Genomic DNA, 21,987 nt, shown 5'->3' with positions numbered 1-21,987 from the left:
CCCTCACCCCGGCGTCGCCCAGCACGGACACCGTGGCGCCGTTGACGACGATCAGTTCGCCGAGCGCTGGGCAGGCCGTCGCCCACGGCAGCACCGTGACCGTCACGGGAACCGCCTCCGACATCGGGGGGCGCGTGGCGGGGGTCGAGGTGTCCACCGACGGCGGCGCCTCGTGGCACCCGGGGACGGGGACCACGACGTGGAGCTACTCGTACGTGCAGCAGGGCTACGGCTCCGCATCCATCCTCGCCCGCGCCATCGACGACAGTGCCAACTTCTCGGCGGCGGGCGCCTCCCGGGCCGTGAGCGTGACCGGACCCTCCTCCGTCTTCGGCATGCAGGCCCCCGTTCTCGCCTCGGCGGACGATCCCGATCCGGTGGAGCTCGGGCTTCGCTTCGCGCCGCAGCGCGACGGGTTCGTCACCGGCGTGCGGTTCTACAAGGGCGACGGCAACACCGGCACGCACGTGGGCTCCGTGTGGGATGACAGCGGGGCGCGACTCGCGACCGCGTCGTTCGCGGCCGAGACCGCCACCGGATGGCAGACGGCGTACCTCGACGAGCCCGTGGAGGTGCGGGAAGGGCGCACCTACACGGTGTCCTACTCCGCCCCCGCCGGGCACTACGCGATGGATGCGCTGTACTGGCCCTACCTCTCCTCGGCTACCGCACCGCTGTCGGTGTCGAACGGGGTGGGGGCGGATGCCGCCGGCGTCTTCGGTGTGATCGGCACCCGCCCGGTCGAGACGTACCGTGAATCGAACTATTTCGTCGATGTCGTCTTCGACACCGCCGATTCCAGCCCGCTCCGGGTCGTAGCCACCTCGCCGAGCGACGGCGCGGGCACCACGGATCCCGCGGCCGCCATCAGCGCGACCTTCAGCCGCGGGATCGACCCAGCCACCCTGGCCGTCACGCTCCGCGCCGGGACCGGGAGTCCGGTGGCGGGTACCGCGTCGTACGACGACGCCACCCGCACCGTGAGGTTTGCGCCGGCGACGGCGCTGGCAGAGGGCACGGCGTACACCGCGACGGTGTCGGCGACCGACCCGAGCGGGGTGGGGATGAATGCTCCGGCGCAGTGGTCGTTCACGACCGGTGTGGTCACCGCGCCCGAGGGTGTCTGCCCATGCTCGCTGTACACGGACAACGATCGGCCGACGATCGCCGCCGGCTCCGACACGAACGCGGTCCGGGTGGGGACCCGCTTCACGGTCGCCGAACCGGGCGTGATCAGCGCGATCCGGTTCTTCAAGGGCCTGAGCAACACCGGCACTCACATCGGCACCCTCTGGACCGCGGCGGACGGGGTCGAGCGCGCCCGCGTCACGTTCGGCGACGAGACCGCGTCCGGGTGGCAGACCGCGCGCCTCGGCACCCCGATGGCGGTATCGCCGGGCGTCGAATACGTCGTGGCGTATGACGCTCCGGTCGGTCGGTACGCGGTCACCGCGGGCGCGTACACCGCCGAGTATGCGCGCGGTCCGCTGTCGGCCACCGCCCAGGGCGGCGCCTTCACCTACGGCGGAGGTTTCCCCCTGGAGCGATCCACGACCTCGTACGCGGTCGACGTGGTCTTCGAGCGCCTCGATGCCGGCCCCGCCGTCGTCTCCACCACCCCCGTGGCGGATGCTGCCGGGGTGGCCGGGACCACGGGGATCAGCGCGCAGTTCACCGCCCCGCTCACGTCGACACCGACGGTCAGCGTGAGCGCCGACGGCGCCGCGGTTGCCGGTGCCACGACCCTCACCGACGGGGCGACGACCGTCTCCTTCGCCCCGACAGTGCCCCTGCCCGCCGGCGCGCTCGTGGAGGTCACGGTGTCGGGGGTGCGATCGGCTGCCGGCCCCGGCCGGGATCACCACTGGTCGTTCCGCGTGGCCGAGGCGGCGACGCCGGCCGTGGACTTCTTCGGGGCCGATGAGCCGGTCGGAGAGACCGCGGACGACGGCACCTCCGTCGAGCTCGGGATGTCGTTCCGCTCCTCGGTCGCGGGACGGGTGACTGCCCTCCGCTACTACAAGGCCGCCGGGGACACCGCCGCGCACACCGGCACACTGTGGGGCGCGGACGGCGCGGTGCTCGCGACGGTGAGCTTCCCCGCATCCGGGAGCGCGGCGGGCTGGCAACGCGTGGCGCTCTCGAGCCCGGTGAACCTCACCGTCGGGCAGACGTACACGGTGTCGACGCTCTCACCGCAGGGTCGGTACGTGTACGCGCCCGGGTACTTCGCGACGCCGGTCTCGAGCGGACCGCTTACCGCCACCTCGCCCGGGAACGGCACGTTCCGCTACGGCAGCGGCGGGGTCATGCCGGGGTCGAGCTGGGAATCGTCGAACTATTTCGTCGACGTCGAGTTCCGTGCCGCGGCGGTCGCCCCGACGGTGACCGCAAAGACGCCGCAGGGCACCACCGTGCCCGTGGACGCCACAATCACCGCGACACTGTCGAGTCCGGCCGCCTCGCCGACGCTCGAGCTGAGGGCGGGGGCCGCGGTGGTGCCGGGGGTGTCCTCCTACGCGAGCGGGCCTCGGATGCTGGCTTTCAGCCCCGCGACGGCGCTCACGGCCGCCACCACGTACACCGCGGTGGTGCGTATCGAGGGGCAGGCGGTGCACGAGGGGCCGTTCACCACCGCCGCGCCGGCCGTGCCGGCGCGCGTAGACACGGTCTTCGGCACGGCGACGCCCGAGACCGCGGCCGCCAGCGACGGGGCCGCGGTGGAGGTGGGGACGGCCTTCACCGTCGCCGCCGCCGGGCAGGTGACGGCGCTGCGCTTCTACAAGGGTGCAGGGAACGGCGGGGTCCACATCGGATCGCTCTGGAACGCCGCCACCGGCGTGCGCCTCGCCCAGGTCACGTTCACGAACGAGACGGCCACGGGCTGGCAACGTGCTCCGCTGTCGCAGCCGGTGACGGTGTCGCCGGGTGTCACCTATGTCGCGTCCTATCTGGCACCGCAGGGACGGTACGCGCTCAGCCCGGACTACTTCGCCTCGGCGCGTACGAGTGGCTCGATCACCGCGCCGGCGACGAACAACGGACGCTTCCGGTACGGCGGGGGCGGGGCGATCCCCACGGAGTCGTGGAACGCATCGGCGTACTTCGTGGACGCGGAGGTCGCCTTCGGCGGCGCGACACCGGCACCGAGCGTGACTCCCACACCCCTGCCCACGCCGACTCCGACGCCCACGCCCACGCCCACGCCTACGCCGACTCCGACTCCGGCACCGACTCCGTCACCGACGCCGGAGCCGGTGCCGGTCGTCCTCTCTGTCGCCGACCGTGCGCCGATCGCCGGCGCGGTGGACGTGGCGCCAACGACGACCGTGGCAGTGACACTGGAGCCGCGGGCGCCGACCGTCACGCTCACCCTGACCGGTCCGGCGGGCACCATCCCGGGCGCGACGGACTACGACGCGGTGACCGGACGCGTCGTCTTCACCCCCGATCAGCCGCTCGCGTGGTCGAGCGCGTACACCGTGACCGTCGTGGCGCCGGGGACCAGCGGGGCGGGGTGGGCGTTCACCACCACGGACCCGCCGCAGGAGGAGGCCGTCGCCACGATCTTCGGGGACGCGACACCGCAGCATCCGTGGTGGGATGACCCTCACGCCGCGCAAGTGGCGACCCGGTTCACCGTCGGCGAGGCCGGTGGGGCCACCGGCATTCGTTTCTACAAAGGCTCGGCGAACACCGGCTCGCACACCGGCTATCTCTGGCGCGCGGGGGACGGCGTGCAACTCGCGGAGGTGGCGTTCGCCACGGAATCGGCGGAGGGCTGGCAGTCAGCCCTGTTCACTGAGCCCGTGGCGCTCGAGCCCGGCGTCGAGTACCGGGTCGGGCTGTACAGCTCCACCGGGCGCTACGCGGTCGACCTCGGCACGCTTGCGCTCGCGCAGCAGGTGGGACCGTTCGCGATCCCCGCTCCCGGCAGCGCCTATGTCTATGGCCGGGGCTTCCCGGCCGAGCTGTCGACCCACAACTACTGGGTCGACGTCCTGTTCGAGGGTGCCGGCTGACGCTCGACGAACATCTGGGGAACGACGAAATGGATCGGGGAATCCGTGGACGAAAGACTGAACATCGCCGTGGTGGGGGCGGGCTATTGGGGGCCCAACCTGGCGCGCAACTTCCGCAACAACCCGGCATGGAATCTCGCTGCGGTCTGCGACCTCGACATCGTGCGCGCCAGACGCGTCGCCGAATCGGTGGGCGGCGCGCCGGTCACGAGTGCGCTGAGCGAGGTGCTGAGCGACCCGCTCATCACGGCTGTCGCCGTCGCCACCCCGGCCCGCACCCACCACCCGATCGTGATGGCCGCTCTTGACGCCGGCAAGCACGTGATCGTGGAGAAGCCGCTGGCCGACAGCCGGGTGTCGGGGGCCGCGATGGTTGCCCGCGCCGCGGAGCGCGGTCTCGTCCTCATGGCCGACCACACGTACTGCTACACGCCGGCCGTGTTGAAGATCCGAGAGCTGATCGCCGACGGTTTCCTCGGCGACATCCTCTTCATCGATAGCGTCCGTATCAACCTCGGTCTCATCCAGCCCGACGTCGACGTGTTCTGGGACCTCGCACCGCACGACCTGTCGATCATGGACTTCGTGCTCCCCGGCGGCCTCGACGTGGCGAGCGTCTCCGCGCACGGGGCCGACCCACTGCGCACCGGGAAGTCATGCATCGGATACCTCGCGATGCCGCTCGCGGGAGGCGGCGTCGCCCACGTGCACGTCAACTGGCTCAGCCCCACCAAGATCCGCCAGATGGTCATCGGCGGCACACGCCGCACCCTGGTGTGGGACGACCTGAACCCGCAGCAGCGCGTCAGCGTCTACGACCGCGGGGTCGACATCGCCGAGGTGTCCCAGGCCACCGCCACCGACGCCCGCGCCGCGAACATCTCGTACCGGCTCGGCGACACCTGGGCGCCGGCGCTGGCGGAGGGGGAGGCGCTCGCACATGTCGCGAGCGAGTTCGCCTCGGCGATCCGCGAGGGGCGGCAGGCGCGGACCAACGGTGCTGCCGGCCTCCGGGTGCTGTCGGTGCTGGAGGCCGCCACCGGAAGCCTCCTCGGAGACGGGGCGCCGCGACTTCTCAGCGCTCCTGCGCTGTGAGCAGCAACACACGATTGATTCGACACGGGGGAGAGACGGATGACGAAAATCGACGGAGCCGACGTGCTGGTCACGGGCGGCGCGGGAACAATCGGGTCGACACTCGTCGACCAGCTCCTGGATGCGGGCGCCGCCCGGGTCCACGTGCTCGACAACCTCGTCCGGGGGCGTCGGGCCAACCTCGACGAGGCACTCGCCTCGGGACGGGTCGACCTCGTCGAGGGCGACATCCGCGATGCGCGGCTGGTGGACGACCTGACCGCAGGCAAGGACATCGTCTTCCATCAGGCGGCGATCCGCATCACCCAGTGCGCCGAGGAACCCCGCCTCGCGCTCGAGGTCCTCGTCGACGGCACGTTCAATGTGGTCGAGGCGGCCGCGCGTCACCGGGTGGGCAAACTCGTCGCCGCATCCAGCGCCTCCGTCTACGGGATGGCGGACGAGTTCCCGACCGCGGAGCGTCACCACCACCACAACAACGACACCCTCTACGGCGCGGCGAAGTCGTTCGACGAAGGCCTGATCCGCAGCTTCCGTGCGATGCAGGGACTCGACTACGTCGTGCTGCGCTATTTCAACGTCTACGGCCCGCGCATGGACGTGCACGGGCTCTACACCGAGGTGCTCGTCCGCTGGATGGAGCGCATCGCCGACGGCCGCCCCCCGCTGATCTTCGGCGACGGCACGCAGACGATGGATTTCGTGTGCGTGCCCGACATCGCCCGCGCGAACGTCCTCGCCGCCCGGAGTGACATCGTCGAGGGCGTCTACAACATCGCCAGCGGCACCGAGACGAGCCTCCTCGGGCTCGCGGAGGCGCTGCTTCGTGCCATGGACTCCGATCTCCCGGTCGAGCACGGCCCGGAGCGCGCGGTCAACGGCGTCGTGCGTCGGCTCGCCGACATCGAGGCTGCCCGCCGCGACCTCGGCTTCTCGTCGTCGATCGGGCTCGAGGAGGGCCTTCGGATGCTGGTGGACTGGTGGCGACCGCTCCGCGACGAGATCTCGCTCGGCCGGACGGTCGTCGTCGCATGAGCGCCGTGCAGCAGTCGCGGATCAACGTCATGACGCCGTGGCTCGGCGTCGAGGAGGTGGCCGCGGTCACCGCGGTGATCGAGTCCGGCTGGGTGGCCCAAGGGCCCAGGGTCGCCGAGTTCGAGCGCTCCTTCGCGCGGGCGATGCAGGCGACGGACGCGGTGGCGGTCTCGAACTGCACGACGGCGCTCCATCTCGCCCTGCTCGTGGCCGGAGTCAGGGCGGGTGACGACGTCGTCGTGCCGTCCTTCTCCTTCATCGCCACCGCGAATGCCCCGACGTACGTGGGTGCGCGTCCCGTGTTCGCCGAGGTCGATGCGCTCACCGGGAACGTGACCGCCACGTCCGTCGCAGCCGCGATCACCCCGTGGACCCGCGCGGTCATCGTCGTCGACCAGGGCGGGGTGCCGGTCGACCTCGACGCGGTGCGTGCCGTGTGCGACCCTCGCGACATCGTCGTGATCGAGGACGCGGCGTGCGGGGCCGGGTCGACCTACAAGGGGCGACCCGTCGGTGCCGGCGCGCAACTGGCCGCCTGGTCGTTCCACCCGCGGAAGATCCTCACCACCGGTGAGGGCGGGATGCTCACCACGAGCAACCCGGAGTGGGCGGCCCGCGCGCGAATGCTGCGCGAGCATGCGATGAGCGTCTCTGCGGCCGACCGCCATGCCGCCCTCGTGTCGCCCCCGGAGGAGTACAGCGAGATCGGATTCAACTTCAGGATGACCGACCTGCAGGCGGCGATCGGCATCGTGCAGTTGGCGAAGCTGCCGGAGGCCGTGGCGCGTCGCCGGGCGATCGCGGCACGGTACCGACGTGAGCTTGGCGGGGTCCCGGGGCTGCGGCTCGTCGATGATCCGCCCTGGGGCACCAGCAACTTCCAGTCGCTGTGGGTGGAGGTGGCGGACCCGTACCCGCTCGACCGTGAGCAGGTACTCCTCGCGCTCGCCGAAGCGGGCATCTCGGCTCGGCGGGGCATCATGTCCGCGCACCGGCAGTCGCCCTACCGGCACCTCGCCGGGCACGGCACGCTCCCGGTCACGGAACGACTCACCGACCGGACGCTGATCCTGCCCCTGTTCCACACCATGACCGCGGCCGATCAGGATCGCGTGATCGCCGTCCTGCGTGGCCCGGTGGGGGGATGACGATGGCGGAGGGGGTGCTGCTCGTCGGGGCGAGCGGGCTCGCGCGCGAGGTGCTCGCCGCGGGGATCACCGGCGTCATCGGCTTCCTCGACGACGATCCGCAGTTGCACGGCGAGGATGTCGGCGGCGTGCCCGTGCTCGGCCCCGTCGCCGAGGCGGCGACCCGCACCGGACAGGTGCTCGTGTGCGTCGGGCCGAGTGGGGCGCGCCGGGATGTGGTGCGCCGACTCGACGACCTCGGGATGGACTCCGGGCGGTACGCGACCTTCGTCGCACGCTCGGCACGGGTCGGTGTGACCAGCGACATCGGGGCCGGCAGCATCCTGCTCGACGGAGTCGTGGTGACGGCCGACGTGCGGGTCGGGTGGCACGTCGTCGTGATGCCGAACAGCGTGATCACCCACGACGACGTCGTGGCGGACTACGCCACGCTGACCTCCGGGGTCGCGCTGGCGGGGGGCGTGCAGGTGGGCGAGGCCGCCTACCTGGGGATGAATGCGGCGGTGCGGCAGGGAGTGTCGATCGGTGCCGGCGCGACGGTGGGAATGGGCGCGGTGGTGCTCTCCGACATCCCCGCCGAGGAGACCTGGGCCGGGGTGCCGGCCCGACGAGTGGGGGAGAGATCATGACCGAGAACGTCCCGTTCCTGGACCTGTCGGCGCAGCAGGCGGAGATCATCGACGAGGTGCTGCCGCACTGGCGGGAGCAGTTCCGGTCGGCCGCGTTCGTGGGCGGTCCGGAGGTGGCCGCCTTCGAGCAGGAGTTCGCCGACTACCTCGGGGTGGGCTCCGTGATCGGCGTCTCCAACGGCACCGACGCGCTCGAGCTGGCCTATCGTGCGGTGGGAGTGGGCCACGGGGACGAAGTGATCATGCCCGCCAACACGTTCATCGCGACAGCCGAGGCGGCCTCGCGCATCGGCGCCGTCCCGGTATTCGTCGACGTCGACGACGACCACCTGCTCATCGACCCCGATGCGGTGGCGGCGGCCGTCACCGGCCGCACGCGTGCCATCGTGCCGGTGCACCTGTTCGGCCAGACCGCACCGATCGACCTCCTGATGCCGCTCGCGCAGCGTCATGGCATCCCGATCATCGAGGACGCCGCACAATCACAAGGCGCCGCATCCCTCGCCGGGCGTGCGGGCAGCCTCGGCCACGTCGCCGCCACCAGCTTCTACCCCGGGAAGAACCTGGGCGCGGCCGGCGACGGCGGTGCGGTGATGACGAGCGACCCTACCGTGGCCCGGGCAGTCCGGGACATGTCGGCCCACGGCAGCGCGGTGAAGTACGTGCACCACCGCGTGGGGTTCAACGCCCGCCTCGACGCCGTCCAGGCCACGGTGCTGCGGGTGAAGCTGCGGCGGCTCGACGGGTGGAACAGTGCCCGGCAGGAAGCCGCCGCGTTCTACCGGCAGGTGCTCGGGGCCATCGAGGGTGTGCGCCTTCCCGCCGTCCGCCCCGGGAACGTCGACGTCTGGCACCTGTACGTCATCCGCCTGGCAGAGCGCGACCGGGTGCTGGCCGAACTCACCGCCGACGGCATCGGCGCGGGCATCCACTACCCCACGCCGGTGCACCTGACCGAGGCCTACGCGGGTCTGGGATATCGCAGGGGCCAGTTCCCGGTCGCCGAGGCCGCCGCGGAACGCATCCTGTCGCTGCCGATGTTCCCGCACCTGCTCGAAGACCAGCAGCAGCGGGTCGCGGCGTCCCTGGCACGCGCGATCAGCCGCGAGCGCGTGACCGTCCGGGCGTGAGGCCGGAGGGCGCACGGTCATGACAACCACCGGGGAGCCGCCGGGCGTCGGCGCGCGCGCCGCCTCGGGCGTCATCTGGACGGCCGCGCAGAAGTGGATTCTGCGCGTGACCGGGTTCGCGACGATCGCCCTGCTGACCCGCCTGCTCTCCCCGGCGGATTTCGGCACCGTCGCACTGGCGATGGCGGTCCTCCCGCTCGTGTACGTGCTCGCCGACATGGGCTTCGCGACGTACGTGGTACAGGCGGAGGAGGCAGACCGGACCGTCCTCGACACCGCATTCTGGTACACGACCGGCATGGGGATCGCGCTCGGGGCGGTGCTGGCGGGCGCCGCGCAGATCCTCGCGGTGCTGCTCCGGGCCCCCGAGATCGCCGCGCTCGTCGTCGGGCTCGTGCCGATCATCATTCTGGTCACGGTCACCACGGTGCCCACCGCGCTCTTGCGCCGGCGGATGGCGTTTCGCCTGCTCGCCCTGCAGGCTGTGGTGGCTGGGCTCGTGTCGCAGGCCGCGGCGATCATCGTGGCGCTGAGCGGCGGCGGTGCCTGGGCGCTCATCGTCCAGCTGTTCGCCTACCAGGCGGTGGCGTCGGCGTTTGCGTGGGGCGCCGCGCGGTGGCGCCCGGGGCGGCGGTTCTCCCGCACCGAGTTCCGGACGATGGTGGCGTTCGGCAGCAACATCCTCGGCGTCGAGCTCGTCGCCCTGGCGCGGCTGTGGGCGGAGAACCTCATCGTCGCGGCGACGCTCGGGACCACGGGCCTGGGCTACCTCAACGTGGCGCAGCGGCTCGTGGCCGTCGCGCAGGATGTGACGGCCGCGGCGATCCTCCCGGTGTCGACCGTGGTGTTCGCGCAGATCCGCTCGTCGTCTCTACGTCTCCGCGCCGCGTATCTCCGAGCGCTCGGAGTCATGTACGTCGCGGTCATCCCGGTCATGGTGCTCATCGCCGTCGCAGCGCCCCTCCTCCTCCGCATCCTGTTCGGAGACCAGTGGGGTGCGAGTGTCGGGCCGGCGCAGGCCCTCGCCGTCGCGGGCATCATGACGCTCGGTGCGATGCTCGACCACGGCCTGTTCTACGGGACCGGGCGCCCGGGACGCTGGCTCCTCTACGCGGTCGCCATCGATGCGCTCACGGTCCTCGTGACGCTGGTGCTCGCCCCTTCGGGTCTCAACGCCGTCGCCCTCGGGTTCGTCGCGGTCGCCCTCGTCGCGACGTCGGTGCGGTGGAGCATGGTGGCCCGTCTCGTCGACACGCGGTGGTGGACGGTCGCCCTGCCGTTCGCGCGAGGTGCGGTTGCGGCGGCAGGGTCGGCCGCTGCCGGGCTCCTCGTGCTCCGGCTCACGGCGGGGTGGCCCGCGCTCGCCGCCGTGACCTGCGTGGGGATCGCCGTGCTGGTGGCCCACGTGGCGCTTGCCCTCCTCGTCATGCGTCGTGATCTGCGCGACCTGGTGGTCACGGTCCTCTCACGGCTCGCTCCTCGCCGGCGCCGGTCGTCCGCCCGCGGGTCGTCGCTCCGCCGCGCCCCTGCCGATCTCACCGAAGGAAGGGTCGAATCGTGAACACACTCGCCGAAGACGACACCGGCATCCCGCTCCCGCGGGTGTCGGTCGTCATCCCGTGCCACAACTACGCCGCCTATCTCGACGCCGCCATCGCCTCCGCGCTCTCGCAGGAGGGCGTCGCCGTGGACGTCACGGTCGTCGACGACGCGTCCACCGACGGCAGTCTGGCGCTCGCGCGGCGGTGGCAGGCGGCCGACCCGCGCGTCACCGTCATCGCCCACGAGGTCAACACCGGGCATATCCGCACTTTCAATGACGCGCTCGGTGCCGCCACCGCGCCCTATCTGGTCAAACTCGACCCGGACGACCTGCTCCCGCCGCGCTCCCTCAGCCGGTCGGCAGCGGTCCTCCGCACCCACCCCGACGTCGCATTCGTCTACGGCCGCGTGGTCGATTTCACCGATGAGCCACCCGACGACCTCGACGCCCGGGTGCGGGGCGTGCGCATCTGGCCGGGGGAGGAGTGGCTCGCCATCCGGGCGCGCCGGGTGCGCAACGTGATCTTCCAGCCCGAGGTCATGATCCGGCGGTCCGCACTGGCGGTGGTGGGCGGGCATCGCGCCGATCTGCCCGCATCGAGTGACTTCCAGCTGTGGCTGAAGCTGGCCTCCGTCGGCGCGGTCGCGCGGGTGAGCGGGCCCGTTCAGGGCCTGTACCGCATCCATGCCGCGAGCATGCAGCGCACCATCCACGCGGGCAAGCTCGCCGACCTGCACGCACGCGTGGACGCGTTCGACCGGTTCCTCGACGATCGTGCGGGTGCTCTCGCCGACCCGGGGCGGTTCCGAGCCGTGTATCGCGCGTCGCTGGCCCGCGATGCCCTGCGATTGGCCGCGGAAGAACTCGATGACGGGGAGGACGCCCGGCCGTACATGGATGCGGCGGCCGCCCTCCATCCGCCGATCACGCGCGGGCCACGATGGCGCGCGCTCCGTCGACGGGTGCTGAACCGGCCGGGCGCCGCAGCGGCGGCACGGCTCAGCCTGCTGGAACGAGGGATCTCGGGGAGGGTGCGGTGGCGGCGATGGCGTCGATACGGAGTGTGACGAGGCCGCGCGGCCGCGGCGCGGTCGATGCCGACGCCGCCCACGGCCCCCTGGTCACCGTGGTGATCCCGCACTACAACTACGGGGCGTTTCTGCCCACGGCCGTGCAGTCGGCGCTGACGCAGGACGGGGTGCGTGTCGAGGTCATCGTCGTCGACGACCGTTCCACGGACGGCAGTCTCGACACGGCGCGCGCCCTCGCGGCGGACGATGCGCGCATCACCCTCGTCGAGCACGACATCAACCTGCGTCACATCGCGACCTACAACGACGGTCTGAGCCGCGCGCGCGGTGACTATGTGGTCCTGCTGTCGGCCGACGACGCGCTCGCCCCGGGGGCGCTCGCCCGCGCGGTCTCCGTCATGGTGGCGCACCCCGAGGTCGTGCTGGTGTACGGGCGGGTGGAGTGGTTCGACGATGACCTGCCCGCACCTTCGGGCGGGAAGGCCACCACCACCGTCTGGACGGGCCGCGACTGGATCCGCTTGCTGAGCCGTCGGGGGCGCAACGCGATCGTCAATCCCGAGGTGGTCATGCGCCGGGACGCGTTCATCGCCGCCGGGGCATATGACGCCGAGCTCACCCACTCCGCCGATATGTACCTGTGGCTCCGCGCCGCCGCTCGCGGCAGCATCGGCCGTGTCAACGGTCCCACCCAGGCGTACTACCGCGACCACGGCGCCAACATGCACGTGCAGGACTACGGCGGGGTGCTCGACGACACCATCGCTGTCCGACGCACCTTCGAGAAGTTCTTCGCGGCGGACGGTTCACTGCTGCGGCGGCCCGGAGCGCTGGAGCGGCGCGCGCGGCGCTCGGTCGCGCGCGAGGCCCTGGTGCGCGGCGTGTCATTGATCCATCAGGGTGCCCCCGCCGACGCCCTGCACGGTCTCCGTGACTTCGCCGTCGACACGGATGCGGGCGTGCGCCGGACCGCCACCTGGTGGTGGTCCGGGTTCACGCTCGGATCCGTCGCACACCCGTGGCGACGCCGCCTGATCGGCGGCGTCGAACGACTCCGGTGGTCGATCCGATGGCAGCTCCTCGACCGGAGAGGCCGATGAGGGGCACCGCCGGCGCGGTCGGCGCGAACCGCGCCGACCGGAGCATCCGGCGACTGGCCTTCGTCTACCCCGACCGCGGGCCGCTCACCGCCGCTCACTGGTCCGGCACCCCCGCAGCGCTGCTCGCCGCGTTCCGCGGGCACGGCGTGGACGTGCACGAGGTGGGATACGACCTGCCTCGCGCGCTCACCGCGCCCGTACATCTCCTCGCGTCGATCGGCGCGCGGGGCACGGCGGAGGCCGATCACCATCGCCTCAAGGTGAGAGCCCGCGAGAGCGCGATGAACGCGTCCCTGCGAGCCCTCGGCCATATCGACGCCGTCGTGGCGGTGGGCACGGACGCGTACCGGCTGGGGAGGCTCGACGTGCGCGGCGCCCGGACCGCCACGTACGATGACGCCACGCTGCAGACCATGTGGGACCATCCCGACTCCGACACCCGGGCAGCGGGTTTCCGGGAGTCCGCGGTGCGGCGGTGGATCGACGTGCAACGCGCCTCGGTGCGCGCCGCGACCGTGGCGTGCGTAAGCACCGGCTGGGCAGCCACGTCGTTCCGGGACGGCTACGGGGTGCCGGACCACCGGGTCAGAGTGGTGGGGATGGGGCATCGCTCGCGCGTGCCCCATCCCGGCGTCCGACGCGCCCCACACCCGGCCTTCCTCTTCGTCGGGGTGGACTGGAAGCGCAAGAACGGGGCAGCGGTGCTGCGCGGGTTCGCCCGGGTACGGGAACGGTTCCCGGATGCCGTGCTCCACCTGGTCGGTGAGCACACGGCGGTGCGCCAACCCGGGGTGCTCGATCACGGATTGCTTCGCCGTGACGATGTCGATGCGCAGCGCCTGCTGGACCGGCTCTACCTGTCGTGCACGGCGTTCGTGCTGCCGAGCCGGTTCGACCCGTCCCCGATCGCCTACCTGGAGGCAGCGTCGGCGGGCCTGCCGGTGATCGCGACGCGAGAGGGCGGTGCGGGGGAGCTGTTGCGGGAGGGAGCGATCACGGTCGACCCCTCGGCGGACGAGGAGATCGCCCGCGCCATGATGACCCTCGCCGACAGCGCCGAGGCGGCGCGGCGCGGCGCGCTCGCCGCACGCGCCGCGCGGACGGCGACGTGGCATCACGTGGCCGGCCGCATCCTCGACGCGCTCGAGGCGGCGGACCCGCCCGGTGCCGTCTCCTCAGTGCGCGGTCACTCCGCCCACCTCGTCGGCGATGATCCTCGCCAGCCGCGCGCCGGTCGCCTCCCAGCTCACCGTGGTGACGCTCGCTGAGATCCGGCGGTCGAGTCCGGGCTCGCGACCGGCGCGCAGAGCCGCATCGAGGCCGTCGGCGATGCCGGCCGGAGTGGGGTGGGCCCACGCGACGTGCGGATTCGGCAGGTCGGCACGCGCCATCGGAGACCGGTTGACGACGGGGATCACCCCCGCGGCCAGCATCTCCTCCGCCACCAGCGAGATATTGGTGAAGGAGAGGGCGATCCCGGCGACCACGGTGTTGTAGAGCTCGTTCAGACGGGAGGGCGGCAGGTTGCCGTGATCCACCACGGGGAACGGCAGGTCCCGCGTCGAATCGCCGTACGTGTGGATCGGCTCCTCCGGGTGCCGCCGGTGGAACTCCGTCAGTGCCAGCACCGCCAACCGGTGACCGCGCCGGTCGTTGCCCCGTTTGGCGTAGAACAGCACCCCGGACCGCCGTGTCTCGGAGGGCAGGAGGTGGTAGGTCCCGGTATCGCACCCGAACGGGACATGGTCGGGGGTCAGGCCGACTTCCGTCGCGAGGCGCTCGCGGACCATGTCGCCGAGGGCGACGTTGCGGAGCCCGAGACGGTAACTGTCCTCCGCGATCGCGTACTCGCTGCCGCGGGGGTAGAAGTACGGTTCGAAGTCCTGGATGAAGTAGACGACGGGTTGCCCGGGCACGCGGCGACGGGACGCGACGTGGGCGGTCGGCCACGACGACGCGATGATCCCGTCGAATCCCGCCAGGCTGGTCCCGACTTCCTCGATCTCACACTGGAGCCAGGGCCACGCTGAGCGGATCACGTCCACGTTGCGGGCATGGTCGCTGTGATAGCGGTCGTAGAACAGCAGGGTGTTGACGAACCCTGCTGCCCGCGCGGCCTCCATCATCCGGAACAGGGTCGTGTGGCCGCCGGATCCGGCGCCGGGCGGCACGACGATCCAGCCGAGCAGGCGCCCGCCCGGGCGGATGCCCGTCACCGCGGTCGCGCGTGCCGAGGCCTGCGAGTCGTCCATGTCGCCAGGAAGGAGGGGGAAGTCGAGCTCGTCCACATCCAGGCGTGCGCTCCAGCGCCGGAGCGCGTGCCGGACGATCTCGCGCGGACTCTTGCGGGCGATCCCGCGCACCGACGCAAACAGCGAACTCACCGTCCTGCCCTTCCGCCCGGTGCGGGGCGCGGCCCGTGCACCCGCGCCACGCTCCGTCGCCGGTGATCGCCGCGAAGTCCGCACGTGCGAAGTCCCGGGGCGGTAGCGTTGCGCTCGTGTCGGCGATGGAAATCATCACACCCAGTTACGCACCCGATCGCGAGCTGTGCGGCGATCTCGCCCGTTCCGTCGGCCGGTTCGCTCCCGCGGGAACGCGTCACACCGTCATCGTCCCGCCGCGGGACGCGGCCCTGTTCCGGCCGCTCGAGGACGAGGGAGCGGATGTCCGCAGCACCCGGGAGGTGATGCCGCGCGGATTCGTCCGCATCCCGTTCGCGAACGTGTGGCTCAGCGCCCGCGCTCCGTGGCCGCCGGTGCGAGGCTGGATCGCGCAGCAGATCATCAAGCTCAGCGCGGCGGCGAGCAGCACCGCCGACGCGGTTGTGATCGCCGATTCGGACGTGGCGTTCGTGCGACGGTTCTCGCTCGACGATTTCCTCATCGACGGCAGGGTTCCGCTGTACCGCTGGGCCGACGCGGTGACCGGGGGTCTTCCCCGTCACCTGGCGTGGGATGCGGTGGCCCGCCGGCTGTTGGGCCTGCCGGCCGACCGGACGGTGCCGCGGCCCGACTACATCTGCTGGCCCTGCGTCTGGGACCCTGCCGTCGTACGCGGGGCGCTGCAGCGCGTGGAGCGGACGAGCGGTACTCCGTGGGCGGTGGCGATAGGCCGCGAGCTCCACTTCTCCGAGATGGTGCTCTACGGGGTCTACGCCGAACACGTCCTGTCGGCGAGCCGGCCGATGCCGGTCACGGTGGACATGCACTGCCCCAGCTTCTCGGACGAGCGCGCGCTGGACGGGCCGGAGCTCGACGACTTCCTGGCACGGCTGACTCCCGACGACATTGCGGTGATGATCTCCGCCAAGTCCGGCACCGACCTTGCACGTCGCCGCGCGGCGATCAGCGCGGTCACGGGTCCCGATGTCTGAGCACATGCGCTAACGCCCGTGCCGATCGCTCTGCACGATCACCCTCGCATCCAGTGGCTTGTACCGCACGTGGCGCGGCCGCCCCGGAGGCGTGGCGCTCGCATCGGGCTCTTCCTTCCCGGTGTCGTTGTGGTCTCGGGCGTTGCGGATCGCCCGCTTCGCCCGCACGTTGTCGATCCAGGTGCCGAGCGACACGGCCCCGAACACGAGTGCGACGCCCGCGATGCCGACCACGACGACCGTGCGGAGCCGGCTGGAGAGCTGTTCGACGGGCTTGCTCGGCGCGGAGACGGTGATGGCGGTGAAGAGGTAACGTTCGTCGGCACCGTTCACGGTCTGCACCTCGTGGAGGTACGTCATCATCAGCTGGCCGAGCTCGTTGACGGCCTGGAGCGACGCCTGCGGGCTGTCGCCGGCCGCCGAGATCGACACGACGAGGCCACCGCCCAGTGCGCCCGACGTGACCACGTAATCGGTGCTCAAGCCGAGGTCGTCCAGTCGGTCTCCGGTCTCCTGCGAGTTGAGGCGGGTGATGACGACGTTGGCAACCAGATTCGGATCGGACGAGCGCAGGTACGGGTTGTCCGAATTCAGCTCGAGCAGGGACGGATCGGCGTCGATCTCCTTCTCGGACGGCACCTTGGGGTTCGCCAGCGCGAACGACTGGGTCGAGTCGTAGGTGCGGGGCCCGTTCAGATAGACGAACACGGCGGCAGCGACCGCGATGATGACGGCAGGCAGCGCGAACCACCTCTGCCGCCAGACGGTTCGAAGGACAGCAAGCGGATCCATGTCTCATTCCCCCCACGTGCGAGACGCGAACGGTGCCGGTCGGCCGTAGAACCGCGGCTCGTCCTGCACCATTCTCCAAACCCCGCCCGCCAGGCCGACGAGCAGGGGGTATACCAAAGCGAAGACCGGAAACGACAACGAGTCGAACGTCACCGAGCACACCGCGGCGACCGCGAGGCCGCCCGCAGTCGCGCCGGCCAGTGCGCGAAGCGCAGGGGTGCGCGCCGCACGGGCGGCGAGCACCGTGGACACGGCAGGCAGCCACAGGTAGACGACGAGGAACGCCAGGCCGATGAGCCCGATGCTCACCGCCGCGTTCAGGTACTGGTTGTCGAGGATCTGCAGCGCGTTGTCGGCGTGATAATTGCCCGGGCCGAGACCGAACCAGGGACGCTCGTCGACCATGCGGACGACCCGGGGATAGTTGTTCGTCCGGGTCGCGATGGACGGGTCCGAGTTGTCCGCCGTCAACGCGCTCATCAGCGTCCCCAGGAACCCGGGGAGCGCGATGAACAGGACAGTGACGACGAGCGGGGTCGCAATCAGCACCACCCGCTTCGCGGTCCTCGGCATGAACGGCACGAACACCGCGAGGGCGACGACGGCGCCCAACGTGCCGGAGCGGGAGACGGTCGAGGCGATCGCGAAGACGAGGAATGCGGTCTGCAGCCAGTGGAACGCCTGCTTTCCCTTCCGGTCGTACAGGGCGCGCCAGATCGAGAGGGGGAGGAGCATCGCGCTCACCACGGCGAACTCGATCGAGTGGAAGGTGCTGCCGGCGACGCGCATCAGGTTCCCGCGTTGCTGGAACGGCGTGTCGCCGCCGTTGTAGGTGAACCCCGCCATCGCGGTCTGGATCCACTCCATCGGGTTGAGGTGCAGGGTGAACTGGACGAACCCCACCAGGCTGCAGAAAAAGGCTCCGGCGAGGATCCAGCGGGACAGCTGCAGCACATCGGCCATGGTGCGGACGGTCTCGCCGCCGGCCAGGATGAGCCCGAGGGACGCGGCGACGAGGATCATCCACCGGTCCGCCGAGGCCTGGGCGGTCGGCGTGGTGCGGCCGATCCACCCGCCGTACAACGCGACGTAAGACCCGCCGACGGCGATGAAGAACATCACGCCGGCAAGCCGACCGGGGTGGCGCAGGGTGATCGGGCGGTGCAGGTTCCACACCCAGGAGGCGAACCAGAAGGCCAGGAGCAGGCAGCAGAGGATCAGAGGCACGGTTCCGGCGGCGCCGATGACGCCGACGACCATGCTCGAGGGGAAGAAGAAGATCGAGAAGGCGGCCGCACGCAGCAGGAACGGTACGTTGCCCTGCTGGCCGGCGAGCGGGTTGTAGGCGAACCGTGATTCGCTCGCCCGGGCACGTCGCGCCGAGGACGCATGCGCACGCCCGGCACGGTCGTCCCTCGTCATCGTCATCGCGGCATCCCCCATACCTTTGACATCCTCGTGAGCTCACGGCCTGACAGGCCGTCTCCGCTCCGCCATCCGGCACACGATCGCTTCGGCGAGGACACGGGCGCTGGACTCGCTCGTGAAGTGCGCGCGGACGCGCGCGCGTCCGCGCTCCCCGATGGCGCGGGCATCATCGGGCGCGGCGAGTACGCGCCGGATGGCGTCGGCGAGCGCGACCGGATCGCCGGGGCGGACGAGCACCCCGGTCCCGGGCTCGATGAGTTCCCTCACGCCCCCGCCGTCGCCGACGACCGCGGGGACGCCGTACCCCATCGCCTCCATGACGGCGACGCCGAGCGGCTCGCCGCGACTGGCCAGCACGAACACGTGCGTCTGCTGGAGTTCACCGCGCACCGCGTCTTCGCCGATCGCTCCGAGCAGCTGAACCCGATCCGCAACGTCCAAGCGCCGGATGAGCCGCTCCAGGTCGCGGCGGTACCCGGATCCGCCGGCCTCATCCTCACCGGCGATGGCCAAGCGGACCGGCAGTCCCTCGTCGCCGAGGATGCTGACCGCTCGGATGAGGGTGTCATGTCCCTTCGCCGGGTTGAGGCGACCGCAGCTGAACAGCACCGCATCGCCCCGGCCCTCCCACGGCCGGTACGGCTGCGGACGCTCCGTGTCCGCCAGCCGGATCCCCATCGGGGCCAGGGCGATGCGGTCGACGATCTCCGGACCGACGGCGGCGGCAAGCTCGGCACGGAGCTGCTCGGTGATCACCAGGCCGAAGGCGGCATGCCGCCACTTCTCGACCTGCTGCGGGCCGTAGTCGGAGAGGGGGCCGTGCAGGGTGACGCTGTAGGTGAGGGGGCCCAGTGCGGCGGCGATCATCGCGACCTGCGCCGAGTTCCCGCTGGAATGCACGTGCACGTGCATCCACCCGGCTCGACGGGAGCGACCCGCGAGCAGCGCCGCGGCCAGGAGGACCCGTGCCCGCTCGAGTACCGGACCGGACCCCATCCGTCGGCGCGCCGTGCCGATCCGGCCCGTGACGAGAGCCCGGGAGAGGGTGAGGGCGGCGGCGGCGGCATCCGGGATGCGGGGCCGGGCGAGGTAGCTGGTGCGCGCCCGGGCGAGTCCGGCCCAGGGGTGGACGGCGTGTGTCTTCGGCATTGTCGTGGACACCAGGTCGACGGTGGACCCGGCGGCCTCGAGAGCCTCGACCTCGCGCCAGAAGAAGGCGTGGGTCTGGCCCGGGAACTCCGGCACCAGGTACGCGAGCCGGGGGGACGGTGAGCGTTCGGTCATTCGATCACCACCCGGTAGAGGTGGACCGTGCTCTCCTCGGCGAACGTGTCGGTGAAGCTGCCGGCGGCCGCATCCAGGGTGCGGTTCTCACCGATCACCTCGACGGTTCCGCCGAGACCCGCCGGCAGCGTGAACGTCCGCGCTCCGCTACCGCCATCGGTCATGGCGAAGATGTACGCGGAGCCGTCCTGCGCCTTCAGTGCGGTGTCGAGCCCGGCGCCGAACGTCCAGGTGTACGAGGGGGTGTTGATCACCGGGGCGAGCTGGGCGACCCGGTCATTGATGTCGCCGACCCCGCGGCGCAGCGCGTCGCCGCAGCTGATCAGCGAGTAGTTCCCGCATCCGTTGTTGTTGTGCTGGAAGTAGGCGATCCCGGCGGCGCCGTGGATGATGCCGTTCCAGACCGCGCCGCGGATCTGAGCGACGGTGATCGTCGTCGCCCCGGCCTCGGTCAGGTACGGCTTCGCCGTCTCGACGAAGATCCAGTTGGGGATGGAGGCCGCCGGCGCCATGAAGCTCTCCATCCGGTCCTGCTGCCAGCCGTAGGCGGCGGCGGATGTGGGGTTCTTCCCGGCCGGCCAGAACGGAGAGCCGCGCAGGAGGTCCTGCACGTGCGGGCTGGTATAGGCGTACTTGTCGACGCTGGCGACGTCGACAAGCGCCAGATGATCGTTCATGGTGGTGGGCGACCAGTAGCTCCCCAGCACGCCGTTGCCGAAGTTCGCCTGCAGGAAGCGGCCGTCCGCCTTGGCGCGGAGATCGGCCACGTACCCCTTCTGGATCTCGAGGCTGCCGGCTTCGCCGAGGGTGCTGTCGCATCCGCTCAGCCCCATGTCGCACTCGTCGCTGACGTGCCATCCGACGACGAGGGGGTTGTCTCCCACCTCGGCGTCGGTCCATTCGGGCTGCGCGAGGAGGGAGATCCCTTCGCGCGTGATGGTGGACACCGCGGATCCGTCGTGTTCCGCCCCCATGAACGTGTTGACACCGATCGCGGCGAGGTCATCCGCATGGGAGGGCTTACCGAAGAAGACCGCCACGGGGAAGAACGACGGGTCGGTCCAGCCGGCCTGCGTCGCCTTCTCCCATTGCCCGTAGTAGGCGGGTCCGCCCCACCACGGTTCGGTGGGCAGATCGAGCACCGATGGTGCCGGTGAGGGCGTCGGCGTCGGTGTGGGCGTGGTGGTCGGGGTCGGCGTGGGTGTGGTGGTCGGCGTGGGTGTGGGGGTGGGCTGCGGCGTGGGCGATGCCGACCCGGACGGCGTCGGTGTGGGGACAGGCGTCGGAGTCACCGCCGGGGTGAACCGCACGTCGACGTAGTAGTTCGAGTTCCGATAGTTCGCCGCCGGGAAGCGGCCCGTGCCGTACGCGTAGACGCCCGCCCCGGCCGGGATGGAGAAGTACTCGGTCTCAATGCCCACGTCGAAGTAGTGCTCATCCGCGGAGTACCGGCCCTCGCGTGCCCGATACGAGACGACATACCGCTCTCCCGCGGTCAGCTCGACCGGGTTGGTCAGCGCAGTCGTCTGCCATCCGTCCTCGCCTCCGGCGGCGAAGTCGGCTCGGGCCAGAGCGGTGCCGTCCGCGCTCCACAGGGTGCCCACGTGCGGACCCGGATTGGCGGCCGAGCGGTAGAACCGGAGCGCGGTGAGCTGCCCATCGACCTTGGGGGCGAAGATCATGCCGAGCTCGACCGCGGCGCTGTCCGGGTCTACGGCCTGGCGTGGCGTCGTGTCGGGGCCGAACGCGCCGCCCCCGGCAGCCTCGGGCGTCGGCGTCGGCGTCGGCGTGGCGGTCGGCTCCGGGGTCGTGGTGGGAGGTGCCGTCGGCTCCGGCGTCGCGGTCGGTTCCGGCTCGACCGACGGTTCCGGTGACGGTGAGGGGCCGGCGTCGGCGCGAAACGCCACGTCGACGAAATAGTTCGAGTTGCGGTAGGTCTCGGTGGGGTACGCGCCGGAGCCGTACGCGTACACGCCCGCCCCGGCGGGGATCGACAGTGTGTCGGTCTCGATCCCCTGATCGAACCCGTGCTCGTCCGCCGCATAGCGGCCGCTGGGTGCGAGGTAGGACGCCACATATGTCGTCCCGGCGGCGACGGGCGCGGCGGGCGAGATCTCGCCGCTCTGCCATCCCGTTGACGACCCGGCCGGGAAGGTCACGCGGGCGATGGCTTCCCCGGAGGGCCCCCAGAGGGTGCCGACGTGCGGGCCGCGGTTGGCCGCCGTCCGGTAGAAGCGGATCGCCGTGACGGTGCCGCTGACTTTCGGGACGAAGGTCAGTCCCAGCTCCACCGATTGCTCGTCGTCGTCGATGGGCGTCTGCGGTGTCGTGTCGTCCGGGAAGGCCCCGCCCGGCGTCGGCGCGGTGTCCGATG

General features: G+C 71.3%; 16 protein-coding genes. 11 read left to right on the top strand and 5 right to left on the bottom strand.

What is annotated here, in order from left to right; all coding sequences use genetic code 11:
- Positions 1-32 precede the first annotated feature (32 nt).
- The 10 genes from NT132_RS10815 to NT132_RS10770 are packed head-to-tail and all read left to right on the top strand — an operon-like array spanning position 33 to position 14,001.
- Complete coding sequence (locus NT132_RS10815; protein WP_297788467.1) at positions 33-4,022, top strand: DUF4082 domain-containing protein; 3,990 nt, start codon at positions 33-35, stop codon at positions 4,020-4,022.
- 45 nt (positions 4,023-4,067) lie between these two features.
- Positions 4,068-5,117 (top strand): Gfo/Idh/MocA family oxidoreductase, encoded by a 1,050-nt coding sequence (locus tag NT132_RS10810; RefSeq protein ID WP_297788458.1) that lies wholly within the window; start codon positions 4,068-4,070, stop codon positions 5,115-5,117.
- Between the two features lie 39 nt (positions 5,118-5,156).
- The gene (locus NT132_RS10805) at positions 5,157-6,152 is read left to right on the top strand and encodes an NAD-dependent epimerase/dehydratase family protein (RefSeq protein ID WP_297788455.1); all 996 of its coding nucleotides are present in this window, start codon (positions 5,157-5,159) and stop codon (positions 6,150-6,152) included.
- A complete protein-coding gene (locus tag NT132_RS10800) occupies positions 6,149-7,300 on the top strand; it encodes a DegT/DnrJ/EryC1/StrS aminotransferase family protein (protein WP_297788452.1) in 1,152 nt (383 codons plus the stop codon). Before NT132_RS10805 ends, NT132_RS10800 begins: the two co-directional genes overlap by 4 nt.
- Positions 7,297-7,929 (top strand): NeuD/PglB/VioB family sugar acetyltransferase, encoded by a 633-nt coding sequence (locus NT132_RS10795; protein WP_366940398.1) that lies wholly within the window; start codon positions 7,297-7,299, stop codon positions 7,927-7,929. The genes NT132_RS10800 and NT132_RS10795 overlap by 4 nt, the downstream gene beginning before the upstream one ends.
- Complete coding sequence (locus NT132_RS10790) at positions 7,926-9,059, top strand: DegT/DnrJ/EryC1/StrS aminotransferase family protein (protein WP_297788448.1); 1,134 nt, start codon at positions 7,926-7,928, stop codon at positions 9,057-9,059. Before NT132_RS10795 ends, NT132_RS10790 begins: the two co-directional genes overlap by 4 nt.
- Positions 9,060-9,078: 19 nt before the next feature.
- Positions 9,079-10,620: a lipopolysaccharide biosynthesis protein gene (locus tag NT132_RS10785; protein ID WP_297788445.1), complete on the top strand. Its 1,542-nt coding sequence runs from the start codon at positions 9,079-9,081 to the stop codon at positions 10,618-10,620.
- Positions 10,617-11,669 (top strand): glycosyltransferase, encoded by a 1,053-nt coding sequence (locus tag NT132_RS10780; RefSeq protein WP_297788442.1) that lies wholly within the window; start codon positions 10,617-10,619, stop codon positions 11,667-11,669. Before NT132_RS10785 ends, NT132_RS10780 begins: the two co-directional genes overlap by 4 nt.
- Positions 11,666-12,733 carry a glycosyltransferase gene (locus NT132_RS10775; protein ID WP_297788439.1) on the top strand — a complete coding sequence of 356 codons (1,068 nt, stop codon included), beginning with the start codon at positions 11,666-11,668 and terminating at the stop codon, positions 12,731-12,733. Before NT132_RS10780 ends, NT132_RS10775 begins: the two co-directional genes overlap by 4 nt.
- Positions 12,730-14,001, top strand: a complete 1,272-nt coding sequence (locus tag NT132_RS10770) for a glycosyltransferase family 4 protein (RefSeq protein ID WP_297788436.1) — start codon at positions 12,730-12,732, stop codon at positions 13,999-14,001. The genes NT132_RS10775 and NT132_RS10770 overlap by 4 nt, the downstream gene beginning before the upstream one ends.
- Here NT132_RS10770 and NT132_RS10765 read toward each other — a convergent pair.
- On the bottom strand, positions 13,909-15,117 hold the full coding sequence (locus tag NT132_RS10765) for a glycosyltransferase family 1 protein (protein WP_297788433.1): 1,209 nt from the start codon (positions 15,115-15,117) through the stop codon (positions 13,909-13,911). The two genes, NT132_RS10770 and NT132_RS10765, sit on opposite strands and share 93 nt — an antisense overlap.
- Before the next feature lie 125 nt (positions 15,118-15,242).
- Between NT132_RS10765 and NT132_RS10760 the strand changes: the two genes are divergently transcribed.
- Positions 15,243-16,109, top strand: coding sequence for a DUF6492 family protein (locus tag NT132_RS10760; RefSeq protein ID WP_297788461.1), 867 nt, complete (start codon positions 15,243-15,245; stop codon positions 16,107-16,109).
- 9 nt (positions 16,110-16,118) lie between these two features.
- Here the strand turns inward: NT132_RS10760 and NT132_RS10755 are convergent, their stop codons facing one another.
- The 4 genes from NT132_RS10755 to NT132_RS10740 all read right to left on the bottom strand — a co-directional run.
- Positions 16,119-16,901: a chain-length determining protein gene (locus NT132_RS10755; RefSeq protein ID WP_297788430.1), complete on the bottom strand. Its 783-nt coding sequence runs from the start codon at positions 16,899-16,901 to the stop codon at positions 16,119-16,121.
- A gap of 3 nt (positions 16,902-16,904) precedes the next feature.
- On the bottom strand, positions 16,905-18,329 hold the full coding sequence (locus NT132_RS10750) for an O-antigen ligase (protein ID WP_297788427.1): 1,425 nt from the start codon (positions 18,327-18,329) through the stop codon (positions 16,905-16,907).
- Positions 18,330-18,365: 36 nt separating this feature from the next.
- Positions 18,366-19,613: an exopolysaccharide biosynthesis GT4 family glycosyltransferase EpsE gene (epsE, locus tag NT132_RS10745; RefSeq protein WP_297788424.1), complete on the bottom strand. Its 1,248-nt coding sequence runs from the start codon at positions 19,611-19,613 to the stop codon at positions 18,366-18,368.
- Positions 19,610-21,987, bottom strand: a 2,378-nt coding sequence (locus NT132_RS10740; RefSeq protein ID WP_297788421.1) for a DUF4082 domain-containing protein, incomplete at its 5' end; no start/stop codon positions are given. The genes NT132_RS10740 and epsE, both read right to left, overlap by 4 nt.

This window comes from Microbacterium sp., from assembly GCF_026393345.1.
Lineage (GTDB): Bacteria > Actinomycetota > Actinomycetes > Actinomycetales > Microbacteriaceae > Microbacterium.
This window is presented reverse-complemented; position numbering and strand designations above follow the sequence as displayed.